Below are 24,627 nucleotides of genomic sequence, written 5' to 3' on the forward strand. Positions count from 1 at the left end.
ATCAAAAATGGAAAGATACCGCTTTGATGAAAATCAATATTTTGTAATACAGGAATTCGAACAGGCAAAAACATTCTCAAGCTTCCTTCCTGGCCTGGCAGGGTTATACGGTATACCAATGTGGGCGTTCTATGTCAATCGCGGGCAGGGAATCGTCAGCTTTGGTGTGCAGGATAAAAATCATGCTATAACTGAATTTTTTCCCGCAAACCAGGCGTATCAAAGGGTAGCAGCTAATGGTTTCCGCACATTCATCAAGCTGAATGGAAATACCGTTTTCGAGCCATTCTCTTCGTACGGCAGCAAAAAAGACCGGAACAGAACGATGTATATAAAAGAAAATGAAATGAAGCTGGAAGAAATCAACCATCAATATGGAGTAAAAACAGTTGTAACGTACTATACGCTTCCAAATGAGAACTTTGGCGCTCTGGCAAGGAAGGTGGAAGTCGAGAACCTTTCAGAGGAACCGACTGAAATGGAGCTGCTTGATGGGCTTCCTGGGATCATCCCGTTCGGAATTGATGACGCTGCCTATAAAGCAGTCGGGAATACGCTTAAAAGCTGGATGGATGTATTCAATCTTGAAAATGGAATTCCATACTACCGAGTCCGCTCATCAACGAATGATTCGGCTGAAGTGGAAGAGGTCTCAAAGGGACATTTTTATTTAAGCTTTGATAATGAAGGTCAGCTGATCAAACCAATCGTGGATGCGGACTTGATTTTTGGTTCGAACAGTTCCTTGTCTTATCCTGATGAGTTTGAAAAAATGTCTATCCCAGAGTTATTAGCAGCTGAACCTGTAACTTCGAATAAGGTTCCTTGCGGTTTTTCCGGAATAGGCAGTGTGCTTGAACCGGGTCGGAAACTAAGCTTACATACACTGATCGGCCATACGAAGGATATTCAAATCATCAATGAAAAAGCAGCTGACATTAGAGCTGTCGGATATTTCGAAAGGAAATACGAAGAAGCGCAGAGCCTTGTTACGGAGATTACGAAGGATGTTGCAACAAAGACAGCGTCACCGCTGTTCGATGCCTATGTAAACCAGAGCTATCTTGACAATGTGCTGCGCGGCGGCTTTCCAATTGAATTGGAGACGGATGATTCAGCCTTTACTTATTATGTTTTTTCCCGAAAGCACGGAGACCTTGAGCGGGATTACAACTTTTTCTCCCTTGCTCCTGAATACTTCTCGCAGGGGAACGGCAACTTCCGTGATGTGAACCAGAACCGCAGGAATGATGTGTTTTTCCATCCTGAGACAGGAGACTACAATATCAAGCTGTTCATGAGCCTGATCCAGGCGGACGGCTATAACCCGCTCGTTGTAAAGGGAGCAAGCTTTGAACTAAAAGATCACTCTGATTGGAGATGGCTGGATGAGTTGGTCCCGGTCCAAAAGGATGCGGATTTCATTAAAAAGAAACTGAGTGGAACCTATACACCCGGCGATTTGCTTCAAACGATATCGGACAGTGACATTCAGCTTTCCTCATCACTTCCGGATTTCCTGAAAAAAGTTCTTTCACGGAGCTCCCAGAACATTGAAGCGGAGTTTGGAGAAGGTTACTGGATGGACCACTGGACTTACAATCTCGACCTGATCGAAAACTATTTGAAGGTATATCCGGAAAATAAAGCGCAGCTATTATTTAATGATTTTGGCTACAAATACTTCCACAGTCCTGTGTTTGTGAATCCGCGTTCTGAAAAATATGTCCTGGCTAATGGCAAGGTCCGCCAATACGATGCGATCACTGAATTTGGTCACCAGCAAGGTTCAGATTGGGTGAGGAGACAGGACGGTGAGTTCTTTACATCCAATCTTTACAGCAAACTGTTTTCACTGGCATTGCTGAAATTTTCTACATTGGATCCTTATGGTATGGGTGTGGAAATGGAAGCAAATAAGCCAGGCTGGAATGATTCCATGAATGGCCTGCCGGGAATATTCGGTTCAGCTATGAGTGAGACATTAGAGCTGAAGCGCCTGCTTGAATTCGTCATTGCTTCAGGAGAGGCTGCTGAACTGGATATTACTCTTCCTGCAGAAGTCGCCGATCTGGCTGAGACAGTTGTGGAGTTCCTGAATCAATTTGAAAATGGCGAACTCGATGATTACAGCTACTGGAACCATACAGCGGCTGCCCGTGAAAAATACCGCGAGTTAGTGAAAAACGGCTTTGAAGGTACGGAAAAGAATATTGAGTTACAAAAGCTTACTGCCTATGCTAAGCAAATGCTTCTTAAAACCAAAGCGGGAATTGACAAGGCAACAGAGCTTGGCAATGGGCTGATTCCAACTTATTTCTCTTTCGAAGCAGTTGACTGGGAAAAAATCGTCGATGACAGCGGAAATGAAAAACTGAATAAAAAGGGCTTGCCTTTAGTCAAGGTCAATAGCTTTGAAGTTTCTGTTCTTCCGCATTTCCTTGAAGGTCCGGCAAGGGCATTGAAGACTGCTGATCCAGAAACAGCTAGGTCGACATATCAGCATGTAAGAAACTCGGAAATTTACGACAGCAAGCTGAAAATGTACAAAACTTCCGGATCTCTTGAAGACCAAACCTTTGATATCGGCCGAGCGAGGGCATTCACTCCAGGATGGCTTGAGCGGGAATCCATCTTCATGCATATGGAATTCAAGTATTTGCTCAGTGTTCTGAAGTCGGGATTGTATGAAGAGTTCTATGAAGATATCAACTATGCAATGCCGCCATTCATGGATGCAGAAGTGTACGGAAGAAGTGTACTGGAGAATTCATCCTTCATTGCAAGCAGCGTGAACCCTGATTCCAGCCTCCATGGACAAGGTTTTGTCGCGAGGCTGAGTGGAACAACGGCAGAATTCTTAAGCATCTGGCAGTTGATGATGATGGGGAAAAAGCTTTTTGACGTAAATAAAGAAGGGTTGATACTGAAGCTTGAGCCGATTCTTCCTTCATGGCTTTTCGATTCTGAGGGAAAGGTGCATTTTACAATGCTGGGCAAGATACAGGTAACCTATCATAATCCATCAAGGAGAAATACTTTTGGAGACGATGGGGCAAAGACATCAAGGTATGTGCTCCATATGAATGGCGAAGAGGTTGAGATTCATGGCGGGCATCTGCAAGAATCCTATGCACAAGCTGTCAGGGATGGAAAAGTATCAAGGATGGATGTTTACCTAGATTAATAGATGAGGTGCTGACACATGGAATTAAAGATGATCCAGAGTGCTAAAAATACCGGAGAGCGCTTTGCTGACAAGGGTAATATTTCTGTTATAGATGAGCCTGTCCAAGATTTTGTGCTGAAGCTTGATCCAGAAAAGAGATATCAAAGCTTCATGGGATTCGGCGGTGCTTTTACAGAAGCAGCTGCTTACACTCTGGCACAAATCCCCAGGGAAGAACGGGCAAAAGTAATCAACAGCTATTTTAACCAGGAGACAGGTCTTGGTTACAGCCTGGGCAGGACCCATATCCATAGCTGCGATTTTGCTTTGGAGAATTACACCTATGTAGAAGAGAATGACACGGAACTTAAAACCTTTTCAATAGAGCGTGAAAATAAATATGTACTGCCGCTTATCAAGGATGCTGTAAAGGCCAGGGGGGAGGGGCTGACAATCCTTTCTTCTCCCTGGAGCCCTCCAGCCTGGATGAAGACGAATAATGAAATGAACAATGGCGGGAAGCTGAAGCCTGAATTTTACGATACATGGGCTTTGTATTACACGAAATACATCAAGGCCATGGAATCAGAAGGAATCCCGATTTGGGGAATCACTGTTCAAAATGAGCCGGAGGCAACTCAAGTGTGGGATTCCTGCAGATATAGTGCAGAAGAAGAACGCGACTTCGTAAAAAAACATTTGGGACCTTTGATGGAGCGTGAAGGCCTGGATGATAAGAAAATCATCATCTGGGATCATAACAGGGATATCGCTTATGAAAGGGCAAAGACTATTTTGGAAGATTCCGAGGCTGCAAAGTATATTTGGGGCACAGGTCTGCACTGGTATGTTTCGGAAGAATTCGAGAATCTGAGCAGAATTCATGATGACTTCCCTGAGAAGCACCTGATTTTCACAGAAGGCTGCATTGAAGGAGGAGTCCAGCTTGGTGCCTGGCATACAGGAGAACGGTACGCACGGAACATCATGGGCGATATCAATAATTGGCTTGAAGGCTGGATTGACTGGAATATCGTCCTTAACGCACAGGGCGGGCCGAACCATGTCGGCAATTATTGCGATGCACCGGTCATCGTCGATACCAAAACCGGAGAGGTTCACTATAACAGCTCCTTTTATTATATTGGACACTTCAGCAAATACATTAAGCCGAACGCTGTTAGAATCGGACATGAACTAAACCATGAATCTTTAAAAGCAGTATCCTTCCAAAATGAGGATGGCTCCATTGTCGCGGTCGTCATGAATGATGCAGACACCACAGAGTCATTCTCACTTTCGGTCGTAGGCAAGACTGCCAAAGCTGATCTGCCCGATCATTCGATTACAACATTCATTATAGAAAATTAAAGCCTGCTGCCTCCTTGTCATGACAAAATATGCATTACGCAAAGTGATTAACATGAAAAGGAGGTGGTTTTACTTTTGGAAAGCTGAACGCTTGTAAAACAATGAAGGAGGAATTGGTATGAAGAAGACCCTGGCTCTTTTGTTAAGTGTCATGACGATTTTGCCGGCAGCCAGTTTCGCGGCGCCTAAAGAAAACCCGGGAAATGAAGAAGTGAAAAACAAACGGAATAAATCCGAGTGGTCTCTTGTCTGGTCAGATGAGTTCAATGGCACGCAAATTGATCGCAGCAAATGGACCTATGACATTGGCAACTGGATCGTGGACGAGGCTGGAAACGGTGTAACTTCAGGCTGGGGAAACAATGAAAAAGAGTATTATACGGATGCAAGTGAAAACGCTTTTATCGAAGATGGCAAGCTAGTGATAAAAGCGAAAAAAGAGCAGGTTTCTGATCAATTCGGCACGTATGATTATACTTCTGCAAAATTAAAGACCAAGGGCCTGTTCAGCAAAAAATACGGCCGATACGAAATCAAGGCGAAACTGCCAACAGGCAAAGGGCTTTGGCCTGCGATCTGGATGCTTCCTGAAGAAGACAAATATGGTTCATGGGCAGCATCCGGTGAAATCGATATTATGGAAGCGTGGGGGAGCAGTCCGCATAAAGTGGCAGGTACAATCCATTATGGTGAAGGCTGGCCAAATAACAAGTATACCGGCAAGGAATTCGAACTTCCGAAAAACAGGGGAATCGATAAGTGGCATACATATGCGCTTGAGTGGGAACCTGGAGAGCTGCGCTGGTATGTAGACGGTGAACTCTATCAAACTCAGAATAAATGGTATTCAAAAGGAAAGGATAATGCTGCGAATTTTTCCTATCCTGCACCTTTTGACCAGGAATTCTATTTAGTTATGAACCTCGCAGTTGGCGGCTGGTTTGACGGGGAAGTTGATGAGACGACGAAGTTCCCGAGCCAGATGGAAGTCGACTTTGTCAGGGTATACGATTTGAAAAAACGCGATTACCGCGAGCCGGTTGAACCTCAAGCAGAACCAGTGGAATTGCCGGGAGATGCCAAGCAGCCACTTGAAGATGGCAACCTGGTTTATGACAATAAATTTGAAAAACCTATTACCGTTGTGGATCAGCCTGGAAAAGAACTGGATCCGATTTATTGGAACTTTGTCAAGTTGCCAGAGTTTGGCGGAAACGGCAGCCTGACAGTGGAAGACAATTTTGCGAGAATAGATAGTACAAATCCTGGTTCTCAGCTATATTCCTTGCAAATGATCCAGAATATCTCTCTTGGTAATGGCGGGAAGTACAAAGTAAGATTTGATGCAAAGTCGACTGCTGCCAGAAGCATGATGGTAAAAGTAGGTGGGGGCGCTGAACGAGGCTGGGCGAAATATTCAAATGAAGAGTCATTCAACCTGACGAGCGAGCTTGAATCCTATGAATTCTCTTTTGATATGCTGAATGAAACAGATATCGCATCAAGGCTTGAATTCAATCTTGGCGGGAACGGCACTAACCCAGTCTGGATTGGCAATGTAAGAGTTGAGGATATCACTGGAGCTCCTGTTGACGAAGATGCGCCAAAACAGCCGCTTGCAAATGGGAACCATGTTTATAATGGTACATTCGATCAGGGCGGCATGGACCGGCTGATGTTCTGGAATTTCTCAGTCGGCGATGCAATTGCAGCAGCAGCTGTTTCTGAAAAAACCAGAGAGCTCCATGTAGAAATTAAAGATGGTGGCAGTTATCCAGAAGCAGTCCAGCTTGATCAAAAAGGGATGAATCTGTCTGCGGGAAATGATTATAAGCTTTCCTTTAAAGCAAGAGCAGACGAACCAAGAACGATACAAGCCAGCCTTTTGGATAAGAATGGTTCGGTGAATTATTCAGGAATGCACACAGTTGAGCTCACTTCGAATATGGAAGAGAATACATTTGAATTTACAATGCCAGAAGATGTTTCTGACTCAGAAGCTCAAATTGTCTTTAACTTTGGAGGCGGTAATGGCGATGTCTATCTGGATGATGTAGTCCTGCTGAAGACTTCAAACATTCCGGATTATGGAAACATTGACTTATTCCCTTTGAAGAATGGTGATTTTAACGATGGGCTATCATCATGGACAAATTACTTCCATTATGATTCTAGCGCACAAATTGCTTCGGAGGATGGTGAAGCGAAATTGGCGATCGCCAATGAGGGAAATGAAGCATGGAGTGTCCTTTTAGAACAGCCGAATTTAAGTCTTGCCAAGGGAGTAGTCTATGAACTTAGCTTTGCCGCTCGCTCTACAAAGGAGAGAGAGGCTGAGGTTACGGTTGAAAATGTCCAGTATACAAGATTTTTCAGTGAAGTGCTTTCACTTAGTGACCAAATGCAGCAATACACATATGAATTCACAATGCCTGTCGATGACATTGCTTCCTTCAAAATGCTGCTTGGCAAAAACGCTATGTCACCAGTTGGGACACATGAGGTATTCATAGATGATGTGGTCTTGAAAGTTAAAAACGCACCTTCTCAGCAGGAGCCAGATTCCACCCCCGGAATTGATAATGGAACATTTTCAGATGGTACAACTGGCTGGTCCTCATGGTGGGGTGATCAATGGAGCGGCTACGGTAAAGGTATAATGACTGCTGAAGCAGGAGAAATGAAAGTTTCGATTTCACAGGTTGGCGGCGCATCCTATGCTCCGCAAGTGTTCCAGAAAGGCCTGCTTTTTGAAAATGGTGCCAGCTATACAGTAACGTTTGATGCAAGAGCGGACCTTCCTAGGAAAATGAATATCAATATAGGAAAAGAGCTTACAATTGAACCTTGGTTCATTGGCTATGTGCCGACACAAAAAGTTGATTTAACGACTGAAATGAATCGGTACAGCTTCACCTTTTTTATGAATGAAGAAACGTATGCAGATGGAAAGATTGTTTTCGAGCTTGGCAATATTTTAGACGGCAATGCGGCAACAAATGTCTATATTGATAATGTAAGCATTACAAAAAATTAAGTTCTCAAGGGGGCAGAATAGTATTTACATTCTGCCTCTTTTCCTTCAATGTATAAAAAGGAAAAAGTATTACAAAAACCGCTGTTGATTATGAAGCGGCCAGCGTAATCCAAACTATTAAAGTGAACTTTTAAAGGTGGAAATGCAAGATGACTTTACAGAAAAACAACAGTCTGCCTAAACAGATTGGCTTATTAGCACTTACCTGGCCGATTTTTATAGAATTATTTTTGCATATGTTAATGGGCAGCACGGATACTTTCATGCTTTCCCATATTTCAGATAATGCTGTTGCAGCAGTAGGCGTAGCCAATCAGCTCGTATTTTTCATGATTCTCGTTTTTGGTTTCGTTGCAACGGGGACAGCAGTGCTGGTTTCACAGAACCTTGGAGCTGGACTTCAAGTGGATGCAAGGAAGATTTCTGGTCTCTCACTATCTCTTAATTTTATTTTCGGAGTATTGATCAGTGTAATTGTTGTCGGTTTCAATGATTTATTTTTACAAATGTTCAATCTCACTCCCGAAATCCACCGCTTGGCTCAGCAGTATTTGACCATTGTCGGGGGAACACTTTTTACACAGGCCCTCCTTGTCACTGCTTCAGCAGTCCTAAGGGCAAATGGGTTAACAAAAGAGGCGATGGTAATTTCGATTGTCATGAATATTATCCACCTTGCCGGAAACAGTTTATTTATTTACGGCCTATTCGGTGTTCCGGAACTGGGTGTTCAGGGTGTGGCGATTTCGACAGCGATATCACGTGCCATCGCAGTGATTCTAATATTCAGATTGCTATACCGCAGGCTGCCTATGAGAATTGCAATAGAGGATTACCTAAACTTCAATAAGGTCTTTATTAAAAAAATCTTGAAGATTGGCGTTCCCTCGGCCGGAGAAAATGTGGTTTACAACACCAGCCAGATGGCGATCACCGTCATTATTGGTTTGCTCGGGGCTATGGCACTGACAACAAGGGTATACACATTTAACATCATGTCCTTCATGATGCTTTTCGGAATAGCGATTGGACAGGGCACGCAAATACTGATTGGATACAAGGTAGGGGCCAGAGAGTTTGATAAAGCTTACCATCAGCTATTGAAAAGCTTGAAACTTAGCATCATCATCACGATGGCGATCACTGTGGTTATCGTTGCATTCAGAGAACCTATACTAGGGATCTTTACCGCTAATAAGGAGATCATCAGGGAAGGAAGCAAGGTTCTGCTCCTTTGCTTGATCCTTGAACCAGGCCGAACCTTCAATATAGTCGTAATCAGTTCTCTCCGTGCAGCAGGAGATGCAGTATTCCCCGTGAAAATGGCCTTTGTCTCGATGTGGGGAATCAGTATCCCGCTTGCTTATATTCTGGGAATTAAAATGGGCTTTGGACTGTCAGGCATCTGGATTGCCTTTATCGTTGATGAATGGTTCAGAGGAATCATCATGTATATCAGATGGAAAAGCAGAGTTTGGGAGAAAAAGGTCCTGGTTGATGATAGGGTTCAAACAGTATGATAGTTGATTTCGGGAGGCAAAGTGAATGAATTACAGGCAGCTTGGGAGCACAGGAATAAAGGTGTCGGAAGTTGGATTTGGTGCCTGGCAGCTCGGAAACACAAGGGACTGGGAAGGCATGGAGGAAAACCAGGCAATCACGCTGGTGCATGAAGCGCTGGAACAGGGCTGCAATTTCTTTGATACCGCCCCGAATTATGGTGGTGGAAATAGTGAGTCATTGCTTGGGAAAGCTCTAACAGGAAGAAGGGGCCAGGCGGTGATTAACAGCAAGTTTGGACATCACCCGGATAACACCCTTAATTTCGATTCACAGAAAATCCGCAGTTCAATAGAAGGCAGCTTACGCCGGCTTAAAACGGATTATCTGGATTCAATCTTATTGCATAATCCTCCTTTTGAAATTCTGACTGGCAGCACAGGTCATTTTGAGGTATTGGAATCCCTTAAACAAGAAGGTAAGATCCGGGCTTACGGAGCTTCAATCGACTCCGCGAGAGAGATGGATGAGCTGATACAGAATACCGGAAGCCAGGTTATTGAGGTAATGTTCAACATTTTTCATCAGGAGCCAAGAAAAGCCTTCAAGAATGCAGCAGAAAAAAATGTCGGACTGATTGTAAAAGTCCCGCTTGATTCTGGGTGGCTATCAGGCAAATATGATGAAAGCAGTGTGTTTACAGATATCAGGAGCCGTTGGGACCCGAATCAGCTCAGGAAAAGATCAGAGCTCCTGCCTGTTCTTAAAGAAATGCTTGACCCTGGTGAATCGTTGGTACAGTTGGCCTTAAGGTATATTCTTCATTATCCGGAGGTTTCTACAGTCATTCCTGGAAATAAGAATCTCGAGCAGCTGATCGAGAATTTATCTGCTGCAGAAAAAAGAATTTCAGCGGTAAAAGTGAAGAAGTTGGAGGAGATATGGGAAGAAAAGCTGAAAGCCCATCCGATGGGATGGTAGAAAAAACATTGAGAATTCTTTGGAGGTTATAAATAATGGCTTATCAACCAGACAGAAATCGCTATGAAACAATGACATATAACCGGTGCGGCAATTCAGGTCTTAAGCTGCCGGCAATTTCCCTGGGCCTTTGGCACAATTTCGGCGGCCAGGATACTTTTGAGAATGGCCGAGCATTAATCAGAAGAGCTTTTGATCTTGGCATCACACATTTCGATCTTGCGAATAATTATGGTCCCCCACCAGGATCAGCAGAGGAGAACTTTGGCAATATTCTTAGGAAGGATTTTTCAGGATACCGAGATGAAATGGTCATTTCAACAAAAGCAGGATATGGCATGTGGGCGGGTCCGTATGGTGACTGGGGTTCAAGAAAGTACCTCGTATCCAGCCTGGATCAGAGCCTGAAAAGGATGGGACTTGATTATGTGGATATCTTCTACCATCACAGGCCTGACCCGGAAACTCCATTAGCAGAAACCATGATGGCACTTGACCATGTTGTCAGACAAGGAAAGGCCTTATATGTAGGACTGTCTAATTATGGCGTAGAGGAAACAAAGCAGGCAATCAGTATTTTAAAAGAGCTGGGGACTCCATTGCTCATCCACCAGCCTGCTTACTCTATGTTTAATAGATGGGTAGAAGAGGGCCTTACGGATTTGCTTCAAGAAGAAGGCGTCGGATCCATCGCATTTGTTCCATTGGCACAAGGGTTGCTGACCAATAGATACTTAAATGGAATTCCGGAAGATTCGAGAGCTTTGAAGCCAAACAGCTTCTTGAACGAAGGGGATGTATCTGAGGAGGTCCTTAGAAAGGTAAGAGAGTTAAATGAGATTGCCCGGGAACGAGGGCAGTCACTAGCCCAGATGGCACTTGCCTGGGTACTCAGGGAACAGAAAATCACCTCAGCACTCATCGGTGCAAGCAAAGTGATCCAAATTGAAGAAAACGTCGCTGCGCTGAACCGTCTTGATTTTAGTGAGACCGAATTGGAAATGATTGATGAAATTCTAAAATAGCGTATCAAACAAAGCTGTAAAGCCTATTGGTTTTACGGCTTTCTTTTATGTTGGAATGAATTTCTTGGAAATAGGGTAAAGGTAATCTGGTTTTATTTCAGGTTATGTACTCTTCTTTTTTTAACAAAGGGGTCTGCTTTGCTAGTATTAATCAGCACTCCTTGTAGCTTAAAATAAGAATTCCTCAAAGTGCTAACAATATCTATAAGTAAAAATACGTGAGAATTTAGGGGTGAAAAAGTGATCAGTTTTGAAAGTGTGTCAAAGAAATATGATGATGGAACTTTTGCTGTGAAGAATTTTAATTTACATATCAACGAAGGGGAGTTGCTTGTCCTGATTGGTCCAAGCGGCTCCGGCAAAACGACAACTTTAAAAATGATCAATCGGCTGATTCCGCTTACGGAAGGCTACATTAAGATCAAGGATAAGATGATCAGTGACTATGATATTCACGAGTTGCGCTGGGATATTGGATACGTGCTTCAGCAAATCGCCCTTTTTCCTCATATGACGATTGAAGAGAATATTGCTGTTGTCCCGGAAATGAAGAAATGGGAGCAGAAAAAAATCAATCATCGTATCGATGAATTGCTTCATATGGTCGGACTTGAACCGGAAACTTACCGCAAAAGGATGCCCCATGAATTATCGGGAGGCCAGCAGCAGAGGATCGGAGTGGCCAGGGCGCTGGCTGCCAATCCGCCGATTATTTTAATGGATGAACCCTTTAGTGCCCTGGATCCCATCAGCAGGGAAAAGCTTCAGGATGATTTGATTGAATTGCAAAACACTATCAAGAAAACGATTGTATTTGTCACACATGATATGAAGGAAGCAATGAAACTAGGAGACAGGATTTGCCTGATGAGGAATGGGGAAATCGTCCAGACAGGAACCCGGGAAGAGCTGTTGCAACAGCCTGCGAATGAATTCGTGCGTGATTTTGTCGGGAGTAATCATGTTCAGGCGAAGATGGTCGATATCAGTAAAGGCATCAAGCCCGTAATCCCAGACGAACCGTATAATCTTCCTGTGATTGCCTCACGTGTGTCTGTAAATGAAATTCTGGCTTTATTAAGTGATCATGAGCAGATTGCAGTGAAAGAGATGGACGAAATAATTGGCACGATAGACCGGCAGGGAATAATCAGGTTGTTATCTGGTCAGATGGAGGGAATAAAATGAATAGCTGGACTTCCACTTTTACAGATAGAAAAGATGAGCTGTTAAGTGCCCTTCTTGAACATATCCAGATTTCCTTCATTGCACTGTTCTTTGCTGTCTTAATCGCTATTCCTCTCGGGATTTTCCTGACAAGGAGGAGGCAGATATCAGAAGGGATCATCGGAATCACCGCCGTTCTCCAGACCATACCATCACTTGCGTTGCTCGGATTGCTGATCCCGTTATTCGGCATTGGAAAAGTACCGGCCATCATAGCCCTTGTGGCTTATGCGCTGCTGCCGATATTAAGAAATACATATACAGGAATCAATGAGGTAGATTCAACTTTAATCGAGGCCGCCCGTGGCATGGGTATGAACAGCACGCGGCGTTTAATGAAAGTTGAACTTCCTTTGGCGATGCCAGTCATTATGGCTGGAATCAGGACGGCAATGGTCTTGATAGTCGGGACGGCAACGATTGCTGCCCTGATTGGGGCGGGTGGATTGGGGGATCTTATCCTTCTTGGAATCGACCGGAATAATACAGCGTTAATTGTTCTTGGTGCAATCCCAGCTGCCTTGCTGGCCATCTTGTTCGACCTTGTGCTTAGAAGATTCGAAACGGTTTCCTTTAAAAAATCTCTCATTACTATGGGAACGATTTTATTGGCGGTACTTGTCATGATGGCTGTTCCTTTCATAGGAGGGAAAGATGAAGAGGAGCTTGTCATAGCAGGAAAGCTGGGATCCGAGCCGGAAATATTAATCAATATGTACAAGCTTCTGATAGAGGAAGAAACGGATCATTCCGTGGTGCTAAAACCCGGATTGGGAAAAACATCTTTTGTTTTCACAGCATTGAAGAACGGTGATATTGATATATATCCTGAATTCACAGGCACGGCCATCTCTGAATTTTTAAAAGAAACGGCAAGCAGCACAAATAGGGAAGAAGTATACCTGCAGGCAAAAGAAGGAATGAGAAGAGAGTTTGGCATGGAAATGCTTCAGCCAATGGACTATAACAACACATATGCGCTGGCAGTTCCAGAACAGCTTGCTAATGAAAATGCCTTGAAAACCATCTCTGACTTAAAGCCGATAGAATCCTCTCTAAAAGCAGGATTCACCCTGGAGTTTTCAGACCGGGAAGATGGCTACAAAGGAATCCAAAAACTCTATGGCCTGAACCTGCCAAGTTTGATTACCATGGAGCCAAAGCTAAGGTACCGAGCGATCAAGAATGGTGAAATAAACCTTGTCGATGCCTACTCGACAGATAGCGAGCTTCAGAGATATGGCCTGGTCGTGCTCGAAGACGATATGAACTTATTTCCGCCATATCAGGGGGCCCCTCTGTTAAGAGCAGAAACAGCAGAAAAATATCCCGAAATCGCTGATGCCCTCAACAAGCTTGCCGGTAAAATCACGGACGATGAAATGAGGAAAATGAATTACCAGGTGAATGTAGAAGGAAAATCTCCTGAAGAAACAGCCAGGGAGTATTTAAGGAAAGCGGGATTGATTGAATAAGCATGAATATATAATTACAAAAAAGCCCCCTGCCGTTGCAGGGGGCTTCAATATCCTGAAAAACTAAAGTTTGTAAACCTTTATGTTCAAATAAATAGTCAATAAACTGCCGGCAAGGAACAAGATGACTCCTGAAACCGAATTTGGAGAAAGGTAGTGTAAATACTCCATTTGAAAAGCTCCCCTTTTTATAAAATATATCGTAATACGATATTCTTTGTTGAATTAATTATATCGTGTTAAGATATATTTATCAACCAGAAAGTAAGGTGGATTTTTTGTTAAGTAAAGATGTGTATGAATACCTCGCAGAGTTCCGTTACCAGTTGAGAAAGTTCCAGAAGTTCAGTGAAACCGCGGCACAAAATATGGGTATTACTGGCCAGCAGCATCAGTTAATGCTGGCCATAAAGGGTTTCCCAGGCAGGGACTATGCAACCCCGAGGGAGCTGGCAGAGCGCCTGCAGGTTACCCACCATTCATGCGTAGGCCTGATCGACCGATGTGAAGAATCGGGGCTTGTCTCACGCAGGAAGAACCCTGAAGACGGCAGGAGTATATTTGTTGAAGTCACTGAAAAAGGAGTGGGAATTCTTGAGGGCTTGTCTGAAATCCATCTTGATGAAATAAAACGGATAGGATTATTTAAGGAACAGCTTTTGAATAAAAATAGATAACGGAACGAATAAATTAAGAAGTAATCATAATACTGAATAATCCAGAGGTAAACTATATGAAAAAAAGATTCTTATTTTGGGGTCTTGTAATTGTGTTCATTATTCTGCTGCTAGCTGGATCTTATAAAATAATGAATGCAAGGACCTTTCAATTTTTCGGGGGCTTAACATCCCAGGTCAGCACAGGGGACAAAGTGGTTGCCATAACCTTTGATGATGGTCCTACAAAAAATGTAGAGGATATATTGCCCATACTGGAAAAGTACAATGCAAAAGCAACGTTCTTTCTGATTGGAAATGAAATGGAAAAGAATCCGGAAGAAGCTAAAAAAATCGCAATGGCAGGACATCAAATCGGGAATCACACCTATTCCCATCAGCGTATGGTGCTAAAATTCCCTTCTTTTATCAAAAAGGAAATTGACCAAACGAATGAATTGATCGAGGAAGCAGGCTATAAAGGAGAAATCGACTTTCGGCCTCCAAACGGAAAAAAACTAATTGGGCTGCCCTATTACTTACATAGACAAAAAAATCGACACCATCACCTGGAATCTAGAACCCGATTCATTCTATACCGGTTCGGCGGAGAAAATAAATTACGTAAAGAAAAATATAAGACCTGGTTCGATTATTTTGTTGCATCCGATGTACGATAAGACCGGTAAAGAGCTAAGGACCCTGGAAGGAATTTTGAAATCATTATCCCAAGAAGGATATGAATTTATCACTGTAAACGAACTTCAGGAAAACTAATTGATCCCGGCAGGCAGAAGGGACGATTCCTGATGTAAAGAGGAATAGAAGTTATTAAAAAAGTGGCTGCTGCCACTTTTTTAAACGAATCTATTCAACTGACCCAGCTTGTCTTCCCTTAATCTGTACAAATAGCCAGGCCGGCCAACACCATATGTTAAAGACTCTTCAAGAATGCCGAGATCCGTTAAAAATTTCAGGTATTTACGGACAGATACTCTTGAAATAAGGGTGATTTCAGATATATCATCGGTTGAAAACTGAAGGTTCTTTTTTGTTTGAATGACTTTGATGATGGATTCCAAAGTGCTGCTCGTTAACCCTTTTGGCAGGTGTTCAATAAATGCACCTGCCGATTTTGGTTCAGTACTTAAAATACGGACATCAATGTCTTCCTGTCTAAGCATGTGATGATTCTCAAAGAAATGATATTTTTCTTTATATTGCAATAGGGCCTGATTAAATCTTTCAAACTCAAAAGGCTTGATTAAGTAGTCCAAAGCCCCGTACCGGAGTGCTGTTTGAATGTTTTCTTTGTCTGCCGCGGCTGTAATCAGTATGACATCGGCTGAGATGTTCTTCTCCCTGATAAAACGGAGCAAATCGAGCCCTGTAGCGCCAGGCATATAGACATCCAGCAGGATGAGGTCTATCTTTTCGGATTCAAGAAATTCCCTGGCATCCTTCACGTTATGGACAATGCCAGCAAGAGTGAAACCATTCACTTCTTGCAGATAACGCCTGTTAAATTCTGCGACCATTGGATCATCATCGACGATCAATACCCTGATCATTTCCCCACCTCTTTTGCTTCGTATGGAATCTTTATATAGAAATTTGTCCCCAGTAATAATTTTGAGTCAATGACTAACTCTCCGCCCAGATCCATTATACTTTTTTGAACTAAGTATAACCCATAACCGCGGTTTTTCCCTTTTGTTGAAAATCCTTTTCTAAAAATCTCTTTTTGCTGCTCACTTGATATTCCGGGACCAGAATCAAAGACTTCAATCGTCAACCATTCATCTTTGTATGAAAAATTCACCTCAACAGTTTTATCTTCGCTGTCTTCTATGGCCTCAATGGCATTATCAATCAGGTTGCCGAGAATCGTAATCAGTTCATGGGTTGTCTTATTTTCTGCAGGCTCAGGTATGATGCTGGTGCATTCTATTGAAAGGTCAACCTTTGCTTCCCGGGCATAGCTCAACTTTCCCATGATAAAGCCAGCCAGGGCAGGATCCTTGATATGTTGAGTAATGCTGCCGAATTCCTGATTACGGTAATCAACCAATGTACGGATAAACGCTGTCAGCTGGTCGTATGACTTCAATTGGACCATACCAGATATAACATGGAGGCGGTTCATGAATTCATGCGATTGTGCCCGAAGTGCTTCCGCATATGTCCTGACTCCCGTGAGCTGTTCAGCAAGCTGGTTCACTTCGGTTTTATCACGGAAAGTTGAAATGGCCCCGACAACCTCACCATTTACGATAAGAGGAACCCTGTTGACAAGAATCGAAACACCATTGATTGTTTGTTCCTCATCCAGTTCAGGCTGACCCGTTTTCAATACATGATCTAATCTTGTTGATGGCATATAGTCATAAATTTTCATCCCGACAGGCTTTTGTGAGAGACCGGCCTTTTTAAAAATTTGCAAAGCAGATTTGTTCACTAAAGTAATCGTTGAGGTATGGTCTACTGCAATAATGCCTTCATGCACAGACTGAAGCATCGTACTTCTTTCCTCGAGAATCCTCGAAATGGCAAAGGGCTCAAGACCCAGGAGAATTTTCTTTATATATCTGGCCAGCATGATTGCGCCGATAGTCCCTATAAGCAAACCAAGAAAAGTAACAATGATGATGTTCTTATGGCTGCGTCCAAGAGCTGTCTCCAGGCTTTTAAGCGATATGCCAACTGCCGCTGCGCCGATTTGTTCATTTTTGTCATTGTAAATCGGTGTAAAACCGCGCACTGATTTTCCAAGTGTCCCACGTGAGGTGGAGACATATTCCTTTCCTTTCAGTGCAGCCTTTTCATCTCCTCCTACAAATGCCTTGCCAATCAGCTCCTGATTTGGGTGGGACAGGCGGATTCCGTTCATATCCATAACAACTATAAACAAAACATTCGTTGCCGTTTGGATTTCCTTTGTATAATCCTGGATGGCAGCTGAGCTTTCCCTATCCTCCAATGCATTAATGACGATATGAGATTTGGAGACGGTCCTTGCAACAATTAAAGCCTTCTCTTCCTGACTTTTTCTTATGTTTTCGCTAACAGAATTGCTAATTAACAAATCTGTAATCATCAGGGAAATCAAAACGACTAAACAAACGAAGAAAATGATGATTGTACTTAATTTAAATCGGAACCGCTGTTTTTGCACGCGATAGCCCCCATAGCTCAATTATTAATCAATATAAGTTTAATTGTATAAAAATTAAGGGTTTGACGAAAGTCAACTCCAGCTATTATTTTTTCTCTTTCTTTAATTACAAAACAGTTTTTAAAGTTTATTAAACTATATTTCATGTTCACAAAATTGTAACATGTGGATATTCCAAGGGGATGTAATCGTTTTCAAACTTACTCAAAGGGGAGGAAATTGCGTGAGAATTAACTTTAAAAGTCTTACTACACAGGTTATCATTGGTATTTTTCTCGGTATCACAGTCGGTTTTATTTTTCCTGAATTTGGTTCACAGCTGAAAGTACTTGCAGACATATTTATTAAACTAGTAAAAATGGTCATCGCACCAATCATTTTCCTGACAATTGTCATCGGGATTGCAGGTATGGGAGACTTAAAGAAAGTCGGTAAAATTGGCGGAAAGGCACTGCTATATTTTGAAATTGTTTCGACTATTGCCCTGGCAATCGGAATCATCGTCGCGAATGTGATCAAGGCAGGACATGGAATTGATGCCAAAGCAGGTAAAGGCGATGTTTCTCAGTATACAAAGGCTGCGGAGGAAACAAGCCACGGTTTTATGGATTTTGTTCTTTCAATCGTACCTGATAGCTTCATAGGCGCATTTACAGGCGGCCAGCTTCTGCCGGTATTGTTGCTTGCTATACTATTTGGTGCTTCACTCGCACATTTAGGCAAAACGGGTAAACCAGTCCTTGAATTCTTTGAAAAAATTGCTGATGTTTTCTTCGGAATCGTCAACATCATCATGAAGGTGTCTCCATTTGCGGCTTTCGGAGCAATGGCCTATACAATTGGCGAATTTGGAATCAGCTCTCTAGTGTATCTTGGCAAATTGATGGGCTCTGTCTACCTGACAATGGCACTCTTTATTGTTCTTGTACTTGGAGGCATTGCGAAGCTTTACGGTTTCAGCATCTTTAAATTCATTGCTTATATAAAAGAAGAAATCCTTCTTGTAATTGGAACATCATCTTCTGAAGCTGCTCTTCCTAAAATGATGGAAAAGCTTGAGAAATACGGCTGTTCAAAGCCTGTTGTAGGACTTGTGCTTCCAACTGGATATTCCTTTAACCTTGACGGGACATCGATTTATCTTTCGATGGCGGCACTATTCATTGCCCAGGCCTATGGTGTTGACCTTAGCATCTGGCAGCAGATTACACTCCTCGGAGTATTGATGCTGACTTCAAAAGGCGCAGCAGGCGTAACAGGGTCTGGCTTCGTGACACTTGCAGCAACACTTGCGGTGTTCCCATCCATACCTGTTGAAGGAATGGCGCTCATCCTCGGAGTTGACCGCTTTATGTCAGAGGCGCGTGCCATTACGAACCTTATCGGCAACGGTGTTGCAACAGTTGTAATCTCTAAGACTGAGGGGGAATTTAACCCTGTAAAAGAGGCAGTCCAGAACAAGGTATCTGCGTAAGCTCTAATCATGTCTCCATAAACTAAAGCAGGCAGCCTGACTCGCTGCCTGCTTTAACCATTCCAGAAGTAAAAAATTTCAATCCAGCAGCATGAAAGAAGGAAGGAAGACTCATGGCAACTACAGATAATACAAATATGATTCAGACTAATTTAAAAGGGAAAGAGATTCTTTCCAACCCATTCTTGAATAAAGGAGTAGCTTTTACAAAAAAAGAAAGAGAAGAACTCGGATTGGAGGGTTTATTGCCTCCACATGTACTCACTCTCGAAGAACAGACGAAAAGGGTTTATGAACAGTACTCTGCCCGTACGACTAATCTGTTTAAAAATGGCCTTTTATATGATCTATATAACCGGAATGTTGTTCTTTTCTACAGTTTGCTGAGGGAACATTTAAGTGAAATGCTGCCGATTATCTACACTCCTACGGTAGGGGAAGCGATTGAGAAATACTCCCATGTATATCGCCGCCCGGGAGGCATGTATTTATCGATTGAAGATCCTCAGGGAATCGAAACAGCTTTTGTGAATCTTGGACAGCCCAAGAACGGAATTGACCTGATTGTCGTCACTGATTCTGAGAGTATCCTGGGCATTGGTGACCAGGGAGTCGGCGGGATCAATATTGCCATTGGTAAATTGGCAGTTTATACAGCGGCTGCAGGAATAGATCCTAGTCGGGTCCTCCCAGTTGTATTGGATACAGGGACGAACAACCAGGCTTTAATCGAAGATCCTTTTTATATTGGAAACAAGTTTCCGCGTGTCCGAGGGGAACGCTACGACGAGTTTATTGATTCATTTGTTTCAGCGGCAAAAAAGTTCTTCCCTGATGTACTCATTCACTGGGAGGACCTTGGCAATGTGAATGCCCGTACTATCCTGGAGAGATATGGTGAAAAAATCCTCACTTTCAATGACGATATACAGGGCACTGGAGCAGTCACGCTTGCAGCGGTTATGTCCGCACTCAGGGTAACCGGTGAATCTCTGAAGGATCAGAGAATAGTAGTTTTTGGCCCAGGAGCTGCAGGGATTGGCAATGCCGATCAAATAGCTGAGGCAATGATGATGGAAGGGTTGTCGAGGGAAGAGGCGTACGATCGTTTTTGGGCAGTTGACTACCGGGGGTTGTTAACTGACAATGTAACGGATGTCCTTAAGTTCCAAAAACCATACACACGGAAAAATGAAGAAGTGTTGGACTGGGAACGTACTGAAGACGGCATTATTACATTGATGGAAGTGGTTAGAAAAGTAAAGCCTACAATCCTGATTGGTACATCTGGACAAGCTGGGGCTTTTTCAGAGGAGATTGTAAAAGAGATGGCGAAGCATACAGAACGTCCTATCATAATGCCGATGTCTAATCCGACTGCATTAGCAGAGGCAGTACCAGCGGATTTGATTCAATGGACAGAAGGCAGGGTCCTAATTGCAACTGGCAGCCCTTTTGAAAATGTTGAATACAATGGTGTCAGCTATGAAATCGGCCAGTCGAATAATGCCTTTGTATTCCCAGGGTTAGGTCTAGGAGCAATCGTGGCCAAAGCGAAAATCATTTCCAGGGGAATGCTGGCCGCGGCTGCAAATGCTGTTGCCGAGATGTCATATAACCATAGACCCGGTGCACCGCTGCTGCCATCAATCAACAAATTAGGCGAGGTATCAGAATACGTTGCAATCGAAGTAGCCAGGGCAGCAATCTCAGAAGGCCTTTCAGGAGCAGAAATCAGTGATGTTGAGAAGACTGTTTCAGATGCAATGTGGAAACCGGAGTATAAAGAAGTAACAAGTGTGGCTATTTAAATGCTTAAAAAGGGCTGCTCAGGCAGCCTTTTTCTATAACTGGAAAACCTGAAAAAAGGGGATTTTCTAATTTTATAGAATTGAGTTAATAGTTAGAGTTCACAAGAATTGAGGTGGAAGTTCAGTGCTGAAAAATGAATTGACCGAACTTTTGAATATTGAATACCCGATTGTACAGGCACCAATGGCAGGAGGCATTACGACTTCACAACTGGTTTCAGGAGTCTCCAATTCAGGAGGATTGGGAATGGTGGGGGCAGGCTATCTGGCGCCGGATGCAATGCAGGAACAAATAAGGGAAGTTAAACTTCTGACAACCAAAAATTTCGGGATCAATCTATTTGTGCCGAATGAATTTCAGGTTACACAGGATGAAATTGATTCAGCTGAAAAAAAACTGAAACCGATTCGAGAACAGTTGAATTTACACAAAGAACAACAGCTGAAAATCCCAGACTACAGGCAGCATGCAGAAACATTCAATGATCTGATCAAGATTGTGATTGAAGAGGAAATCCCGGTTTGTTCCTTTACCTTTGGGCTGCCATCAAAGGAAGTTATTAGCGAGCTAAAAGCGAACAATATTATCTTATTGGGAACGGCAACGACAGTCAGGGAGGCAATTGAAGCTGAAAACAGCGGTATGGATGCTGTGGTTGTCCAAGGCAGTGAAGCGGGCGGCCACCGGGGGAACTTTATCAGCCGAGACAAAGATAGCTTAATTGGCCTGATGTCGCTCATCCCCCAGGTTGCTGACAATGTAAGAATCCCTGTGATAGCAGCAGGCGGCATCATGGATGGCAGGGGATTATTGGCATCCCTTTGCTTAGGTGCAAAAGCTGTCCAAATGGGCACCGCTTTTTTAACGTGCACGGAAAGCGGAGCCCATCAACTTTATAAACAAGCGATTTTGAGTGCCGGCGAAGATGAAATGGTATTAACCAATGCTTTCTCCGGCAAATGGGCAAGAGGCATAAAAAACCGGTTTATAGAAGAGATGCAGGAAGAAGGTGTGTCATTCCCTGAATTCCCAGTCCAAAATGCACTTACCCAACCAATCAGGAAAGCATCATCTGCCCAAAACAACCCGGAATATATGTCACTATGGTCCGGACAAAGCCCGAGACTTGCCAGAAATCAATCGGTTGAAGAGTTGATTAATAATATTATTCATGACGCAGAAAGGATTAATAGATAGGTTCAACTTGTGCAAAAAGGGTGAATTTATTAATAAGTCTTGACCTAGACTGCAGCCTGCCTGCAGTCTTTTTTTGATTGTTATGTATTAAAATTCATCAAAGATTAAATATAAAAGAATTCGTATTGAAGGATTAGAATTCTTTCACCATTTCAGCGGGAAACGACCGGCTTATTTTGCCATGATGTTTGCTAATCGACTGGAGGGTGAAGTCATCTCCCGGGGACCGGATCATTTTATGACACAAAATGACCGAGGCTATCAGCTGGTTCTAATGAATTGTAAAACGATAAATCCATACTACTCCATTGAGGAAGCATTTTTGCAAAAGCTGAATAAAGAAATCCTTGTTAAAATCACCGGGCTTGAAGCAGGGGAATATCAAATTCGGAAGCATATTTTTGACAAAGATCACGGGGCTTTATATACGAAATGGTGGAATTTAAACAGCAGATATGGAATCGATAGTGAAATAAATCGATTACATCAATAGGACAAGCCATCCAGACATTGAACTCTATGATGAAACCATCAAACAAGAATGGTCCTTTTATTCCTATTTAACCATTAATGCAATTCATTTTTTTGAAATAAGAAAAGCGATTTAATGCAGAAGGTCATTGCCGCGGAGGCAATGGCTTTTTGTATTTCAGCTTGGTCTTTTGGGAGTTTGTATTAGGGGGGTCAAATTTTGACCCCCTATTTTTGATGCGCAGAATCCATGGTGAAATATTTAACGATTTATAAAAAGTAATACAACAAATAATGACTCTTTATTTTGTTGGATCTGGCCTACAATTTTCTTATAGAAGCCAAGATGATTTTCAAATCCAGAAGGAAGGTGAACGCAGAACGAAAACTTACTTAATTGAATTAATTCAAATAGGAACAATACTATTAGTTGCCATTCTTGTGAATTAGGAGGTTATATTCATGGAGACAAGTTATAAAGGTACAAATAAAATGATCACAGGCATCGTGTTTGGTGTTATTACCTTCTGGCTGTTTGCTCAAGCGATTGTCAATGTCGTTCCAGCTGTTCAGCAGGATTTGGGTATATCAATTGGAACGGTGAACATTGCCATTAGTTTAACGGCATTGTTTTCTGGAATGTTTATCGTTGCCGCTGGGGGTCTTGCCGATAAAATTGGCAGAAAGAAAATTGCGTACATTGGTTTTATTTTAAGTATTGTCGGTTCTTTTTTCCTTGTTTTAGCTCAAGGGTCAGTAATGCTAATCGCTGGACGTATTATTCAAGGGATTTCAGCTGCATGTATCATGCCCTCAACGATTGCCTTGATGAAAGCTTACTTTGAAGGAAAAGATCGTCAGCGTGCATTAAGTTTTTGGTCCATTGGTTCATGGGGCGGATCAGGGATTGCCTCTTTTGCTGGCGGCGCCATTGCAACCTCAATGGGCTGGAGATGGATATTCATTTTTTCTATCATCTTTGCAGTGATTGGAATGTTCCTGCTGAAAGATACTCCAGAAAGTAAACAAGAATCTGAAGGCGATTTTAAATTCGATTACACAGGTTTATCACTTTTTATCATCACGATGATTGCCCTGAATGTCTTTATAAATTACGGATCAGATTTAGGATGGGCCAGCCCGCTTACATTTGGCCTTTTGGCAGTGACAATCATTGGTTTCATTTTGTTCATCAAAGTGGAAAGAAGTAAAGAGGTCGTACTGATTGATTTCGATGTCTTTAAAAATAAGCCTTATACGGGTGCGACAATTTCGAATTTCTTGCTTAACGCCATAGCAGGTACCCTGGTTGTTGCCAATACGTATGTACAAGTAGGCCGGGGATTTAGTTCCTTCCAGTCCGGTATGCTATCACTTGGTTATCTAGTCGCAGTGCTGGCGATGATTCGTGTGGGTGAAAAAATTCTCCAGAAGGTTGGTGCAAAATTACCTATGATTTGGGGAGCCTTCATTACAACAGTCGGTGTGGCAATGATGGGACTGACATTTTTGCCAGACCTTGCTTATACCATCACCGTGTTCATTGGATTTGCCTTATTCGGTCTTGGATTAGGGATCTATGCAACTCCATCAACAGATACTTCTGTATCCAATGCCCCGGCAGACAAGGTCGGTGAAGCAGCCGGGGTGTATAAGATGGCGAGCTCACTTGGCAGTGCATTCGGCGTTGCTATATCTGCAGCCGTCTACGGCGCAATCGCAGGAAATGGGAATCTAGAAACAGCAGCTTCCATTGGTATTACCGTAAACGTCATTTTCGGGATACTTTCGATTTTATCAATCATCTTCCTCGTACCTGGAGATGCTGGTAAGACTGCTCCTGCCAAAGGCTCCCGAACCAGCCAGAAACCAGTGGCAGAGTAAGGCTTATTAAACGCCACATTCAGTGGCATTTTTAAAAATTAGCCTCTATTAAAGCCCAATGTTGTTTTGCACCTGTTGATTGTAGTGGAAGGCGCGAAGACTCCTGCGGGCGCAGCTGGCCAGGTGAGACCCCGCAGGAGCAAAGCGGCGAGGAGGCTCAGCGCCAGCCCCGC

General features: G+C 43.0%; 16 protein-coding genes and 1 pseudogene. 15 read left to right on the top strand and 2 right to left on the bottom strand.

Annotation, left to right across the window (positions count from 1 at the left end):
* The first annotated feature begins 7 nt into the window (after nt 1-7).
* The 10 genes and pseudogenes from B5X77_RS09680 to B5X77_RS09725 all read left to right on the top strand — a co-directional run bounded on the left by B5X77_RS09680 (nt 8) and on the right by B5X77_RS09725 (nt 15,218).
* The gene (locus tag B5X77_RS09680) at nt 8-3,187 is read left to right on the top strand and encodes a cellobiose phosphorylase (RefSeq protein ID WP_079507472.1); all 3,180 of its coding nucleotides are present in this window, start codon (nt 8-10) and stop codon (nt 3,185-3,187) included.
* 18 nt (nt 3,188-3,205) lie between these two features.
* On the top strand, nt 3,206-4,540 hold the full coding sequence (locus B5X77_RS09685; protein ID WP_079507474.1) for a glycoside hydrolase family 30 protein: 1,335 nt from the start codon (nt 3,206-3,208) through the stop codon (nt 4,538-4,540).
* Between the two features lie 118 nt (nt 4,541-4,658).
* Nucleotides 4,659-7,577, top strand: a complete 2,919-nt coding sequence (locus B5X77_RS09690; protein ID WP_176167279.1) for a carbohydrate binding domain-containing protein — start codon at nt 4,659-4,661, stop codon at nt 7,575-7,577.
* A 149-nt stretch (nt 7,578-7,726) separates the two neighbouring features.
* Nucleotides 7,727-9,097: an MATE family efflux transporter gene (locus B5X77_RS09695; RefSeq protein WP_079507476.1), complete on the top strand. Its 1,371-nt coding sequence runs from the start codon at nt 7,727-7,729 to the stop codon at nt 9,095-9,097.
* 25 nt (nt 9,098-9,122) lie between these two features.
* Nucleotides 9,123-10,058, top strand: coding sequence for an aldo/keto reductase (locus tag B5X77_RS09700; RefSeq protein WP_079507478.1), 936 nt, complete (start codon nt 9,123-9,125; stop codon nt 10,056-10,058).
* A 35-nt stretch (nt 10,059-10,093) separates the two neighbouring features.
* Nucleotides 10,094-11,083, top strand: coding sequence for an L-glyceraldehyde 3-phosphate reductase (mgrA, locus tag B5X77_RS09705; RefSeq protein ID WP_079507480.1), 990 nt, complete (start codon nt 10,094-10,096; stop codon nt 11,081-11,083).
* 240 nt (nt 11,084-11,323) lie between these two features.
* The gene (locus B5X77_RS09710; protein ID WP_079507482.1) at nt 11,324-12,271 is read left to right on the top strand and encodes an ABC transporter ATP-binding protein; all 948 of its coding nucleotides are present in this window, start codon (nt 11,324-11,326) and stop codon (nt 12,269-12,271) included.
* The gene (gene opuFB, locus B5X77_RS09715) at nt 12,268-13,785 is read left to right on the top strand and encodes an osmoprotectant update ABC transporter permease/substrate-binding subunit OpuFB (protein ID WP_079507484.1); all 1,518 of its coding nucleotides are present in this window, start codon (nt 12,268-12,270) and stop codon (nt 13,783-13,785) included. The genes B5X77_RS09710 and opuFB overlap by 4 nt, the downstream gene beginning before the upstream one ends.
* Nucleotides 13,786-14,054: 269 nt before the next feature.
* Nucleotides 14,055-14,462: a MarR family winged helix-turn-helix transcriptional regulator gene (locus B5X77_RS09720; RefSeq protein WP_079507486.1), complete on the top strand. Its 408-nt coding sequence runs from the start codon at nt 14,055-14,057 to the stop codon at nt 14,460-14,462.
* A 56-nt stretch (nt 14,463-14,518) separates the two neighbouring features.
* Nucleotides 14,519-15,218, top strand: a pseudogene (locus B5X77_RS09725) (polysaccharide deacetylase family protein).
* Between the two features lie 80 nt (nt 15,219-15,298).
* Here the strand turns inward: B5X77_RS09725 and B5X77_RS09730 are convergent.
* Together B5X77_RS09730 and dcuS are read right to left on the bottom strand one after the other, a co-directional pair.
* Nucleotides 15,299-16,012, bottom strand: coding sequence for a response regulator (locus B5X77_RS09730; protein WP_079507488.1), 714 nt, complete (start codon nt 16,010-16,012; stop codon nt 15,299-15,301).
* Nucleotides 16,009-17,538, bottom strand: coding sequence for a DcuS/MalK family sensor histidine kinase (dcuS, locus tag B5X77_RS09735; protein WP_257391781.1), 1,530 nt, complete (start codon nt 17,536-17,538; stop codon nt 16,009-16,011). The genes B5X77_RS09730 and dcuS overlap by 4 nt, the downstream gene beginning before the upstream one ends.
* Before the next feature lie 301 nt (nt 17,539-17,839).
* On the opposite strand from dcuS, the gene B5X77_RS09740 reads away from it, so the two are divergent.
* The 5 genes from B5X77_RS09740 (at nt 17,840) to B5X77_RS09760 (ending at nt 24,454) form a co-directional block, all read left to right on the top strand.
* The gene (locus B5X77_RS09740) at nt 17,840-19,090 is read left to right on the top strand and encodes a dicarboxylate/amino acid:cation symporter (protein WP_079507493.1); all 1,251 of its coding nucleotides are present in this window, start codon (nt 17,840-17,842) and stop codon (nt 19,088-19,090) included.
* Between the two features lie 113 nt (nt 19,091-19,203).
* The gene (locus tag B5X77_RS09745; protein WP_079507495.1) at nt 19,204-20,901 is read left to right on the top strand and encodes an NAD-dependent malic enzyme; all 1,698 of its coding nucleotides are present in this window, start codon (nt 19,204-19,206) and stop codon (nt 20,899-20,901) included.
* Between the two features lie 124 nt (nt 20,902-21,025).
* Nucleotides 21,026-22,099 (top strand): NAD(P)H-dependent flavin oxidoreductase, encoded by a 1,074-nt coding sequence (locus B5X77_RS09750; RefSeq protein ID WP_079507497.1) that lies wholly within the window; start codon nt 21,026-21,028, stop codon nt 22,097-22,099.
* Nucleotides 22,100-22,280: 181 nt separating this feature from the next.
* Nucleotides 22,281-22,592: a hypothetical protein gene (locus B5X77_RS23285; RefSeq protein WP_176167280.1), complete on the top strand. Its 312-nt coding sequence runs from the start codon at nt 22,281-22,283 to the stop codon at nt 22,590-22,592.
* A 440-nt stretch (nt 22,593-23,032) separates the two neighbouring features.
* Nucleotides 23,033-24,454, top strand: coding sequence for an MFS transporter (locus B5X77_RS09760; protein WP_079507499.1), 1,422 nt, complete (start codon nt 23,033-23,035; stop codon nt 24,452-24,454).
* Nucleotides 24,455-24,627 lie beyond the last annotated feature (173 nt).

Source organism: Mesobacillus jeotgali (assembly GCF_900166585.1).
In the GTDB taxonomy this organism is placed as follows: Bacteria; Bacillota; Bacilli; order Bacillales; family Cytobacillaceae; genus Mesobacillus; species Mesobacillus jeotgali_A.

What these genes read in the sequence shown, in the direction of transcription:
- B5X77_RS09745 (WP_079507495.1), top strand. Translation starts at nt 19,204, where the DNA reads ATGGCAACTACAGATAATACAAATATGATTCAGACTAATTTAAAAGGG.
- B5X77_RS09700 (WP_079507478.1), top strand. Translation starts at nt 9,123, where the DNA reads ATGAATTACAGGCAGCTTGGGAGCACAGGAATAAAGGTGTCGGAAGTT.
- B5X77_RS09730 (WP_079507488.1), bottom strand. Translation starts at nt 16,012, where the DNA reads ATGATCAGGGTATTGATCGTCGATGATGATCCAATGGTCGCAGAATTT.
- B5X77_RS09690 (WP_176167279.1), top strand. Translation starts at nt 4,659, where the DNA reads ATGAAGAAGACCCTGGCTCTTTTGTTAAGTGTCATGACGATTTTGCCG.
- mgrA (WP_079507480.1), top strand. Translation starts at nt 10,094, where the DNA reads ATGGCTTATCAACCAGACAGAAATCGCTATGAAACAATGACATATAAC.
- B5X77_RS23285 (WP_176167280.1), top strand. Translation starts at nt 22,281, where the DNA reads ATGATGTTTGCTAATCGACTGGAGGGTGAAGTCATCTCCCGGGGACCG.
- opuFB (WP_079507484.1), top strand. Translation starts at nt 12,268, where the DNA reads ATGAATAGCTGGACTTCCACTTTTACAGATAGAAAAGATGAGCTGTTA.
- B5X77_RS09680 (WP_079507472.1), top strand. Translation starts at nt 8, where the DNA reads ATGGAAAGATACCGCTTTGATGAAAATCAATATTTTGTAATACAGGAA.
- dcuS (WP_257391781.1), bottom strand. Translation starts at nt 17,538, where the DNA reads ATGATTACAGATTTGTTAATTAGCAATTCTGTTAGCGAAAACATAAGA.
- B5X77_RS09695 (WP_079507476.1), top strand. Translation starts at nt 7,727, where the DNA reads ATGACTTTACAGAAAAACAACAGTCTGCCTAAACAGATTGGCTTATTA.
- B5X77_RS09760 (WP_079507499.1), top strand. Translation starts at nt 23,033, where the DNA reads ATGGAGACAAGTTATAAAGGTACAAATAAAATGATCACAGGCATCGTG.
- B5X77_RS09685 (WP_079507474.1), top strand. Translation starts at nt 3,206, where the DNA reads ATGGAATTAAAGATGATCCAGAGTGCTAAAAATACCGGAGAGCGCTTT.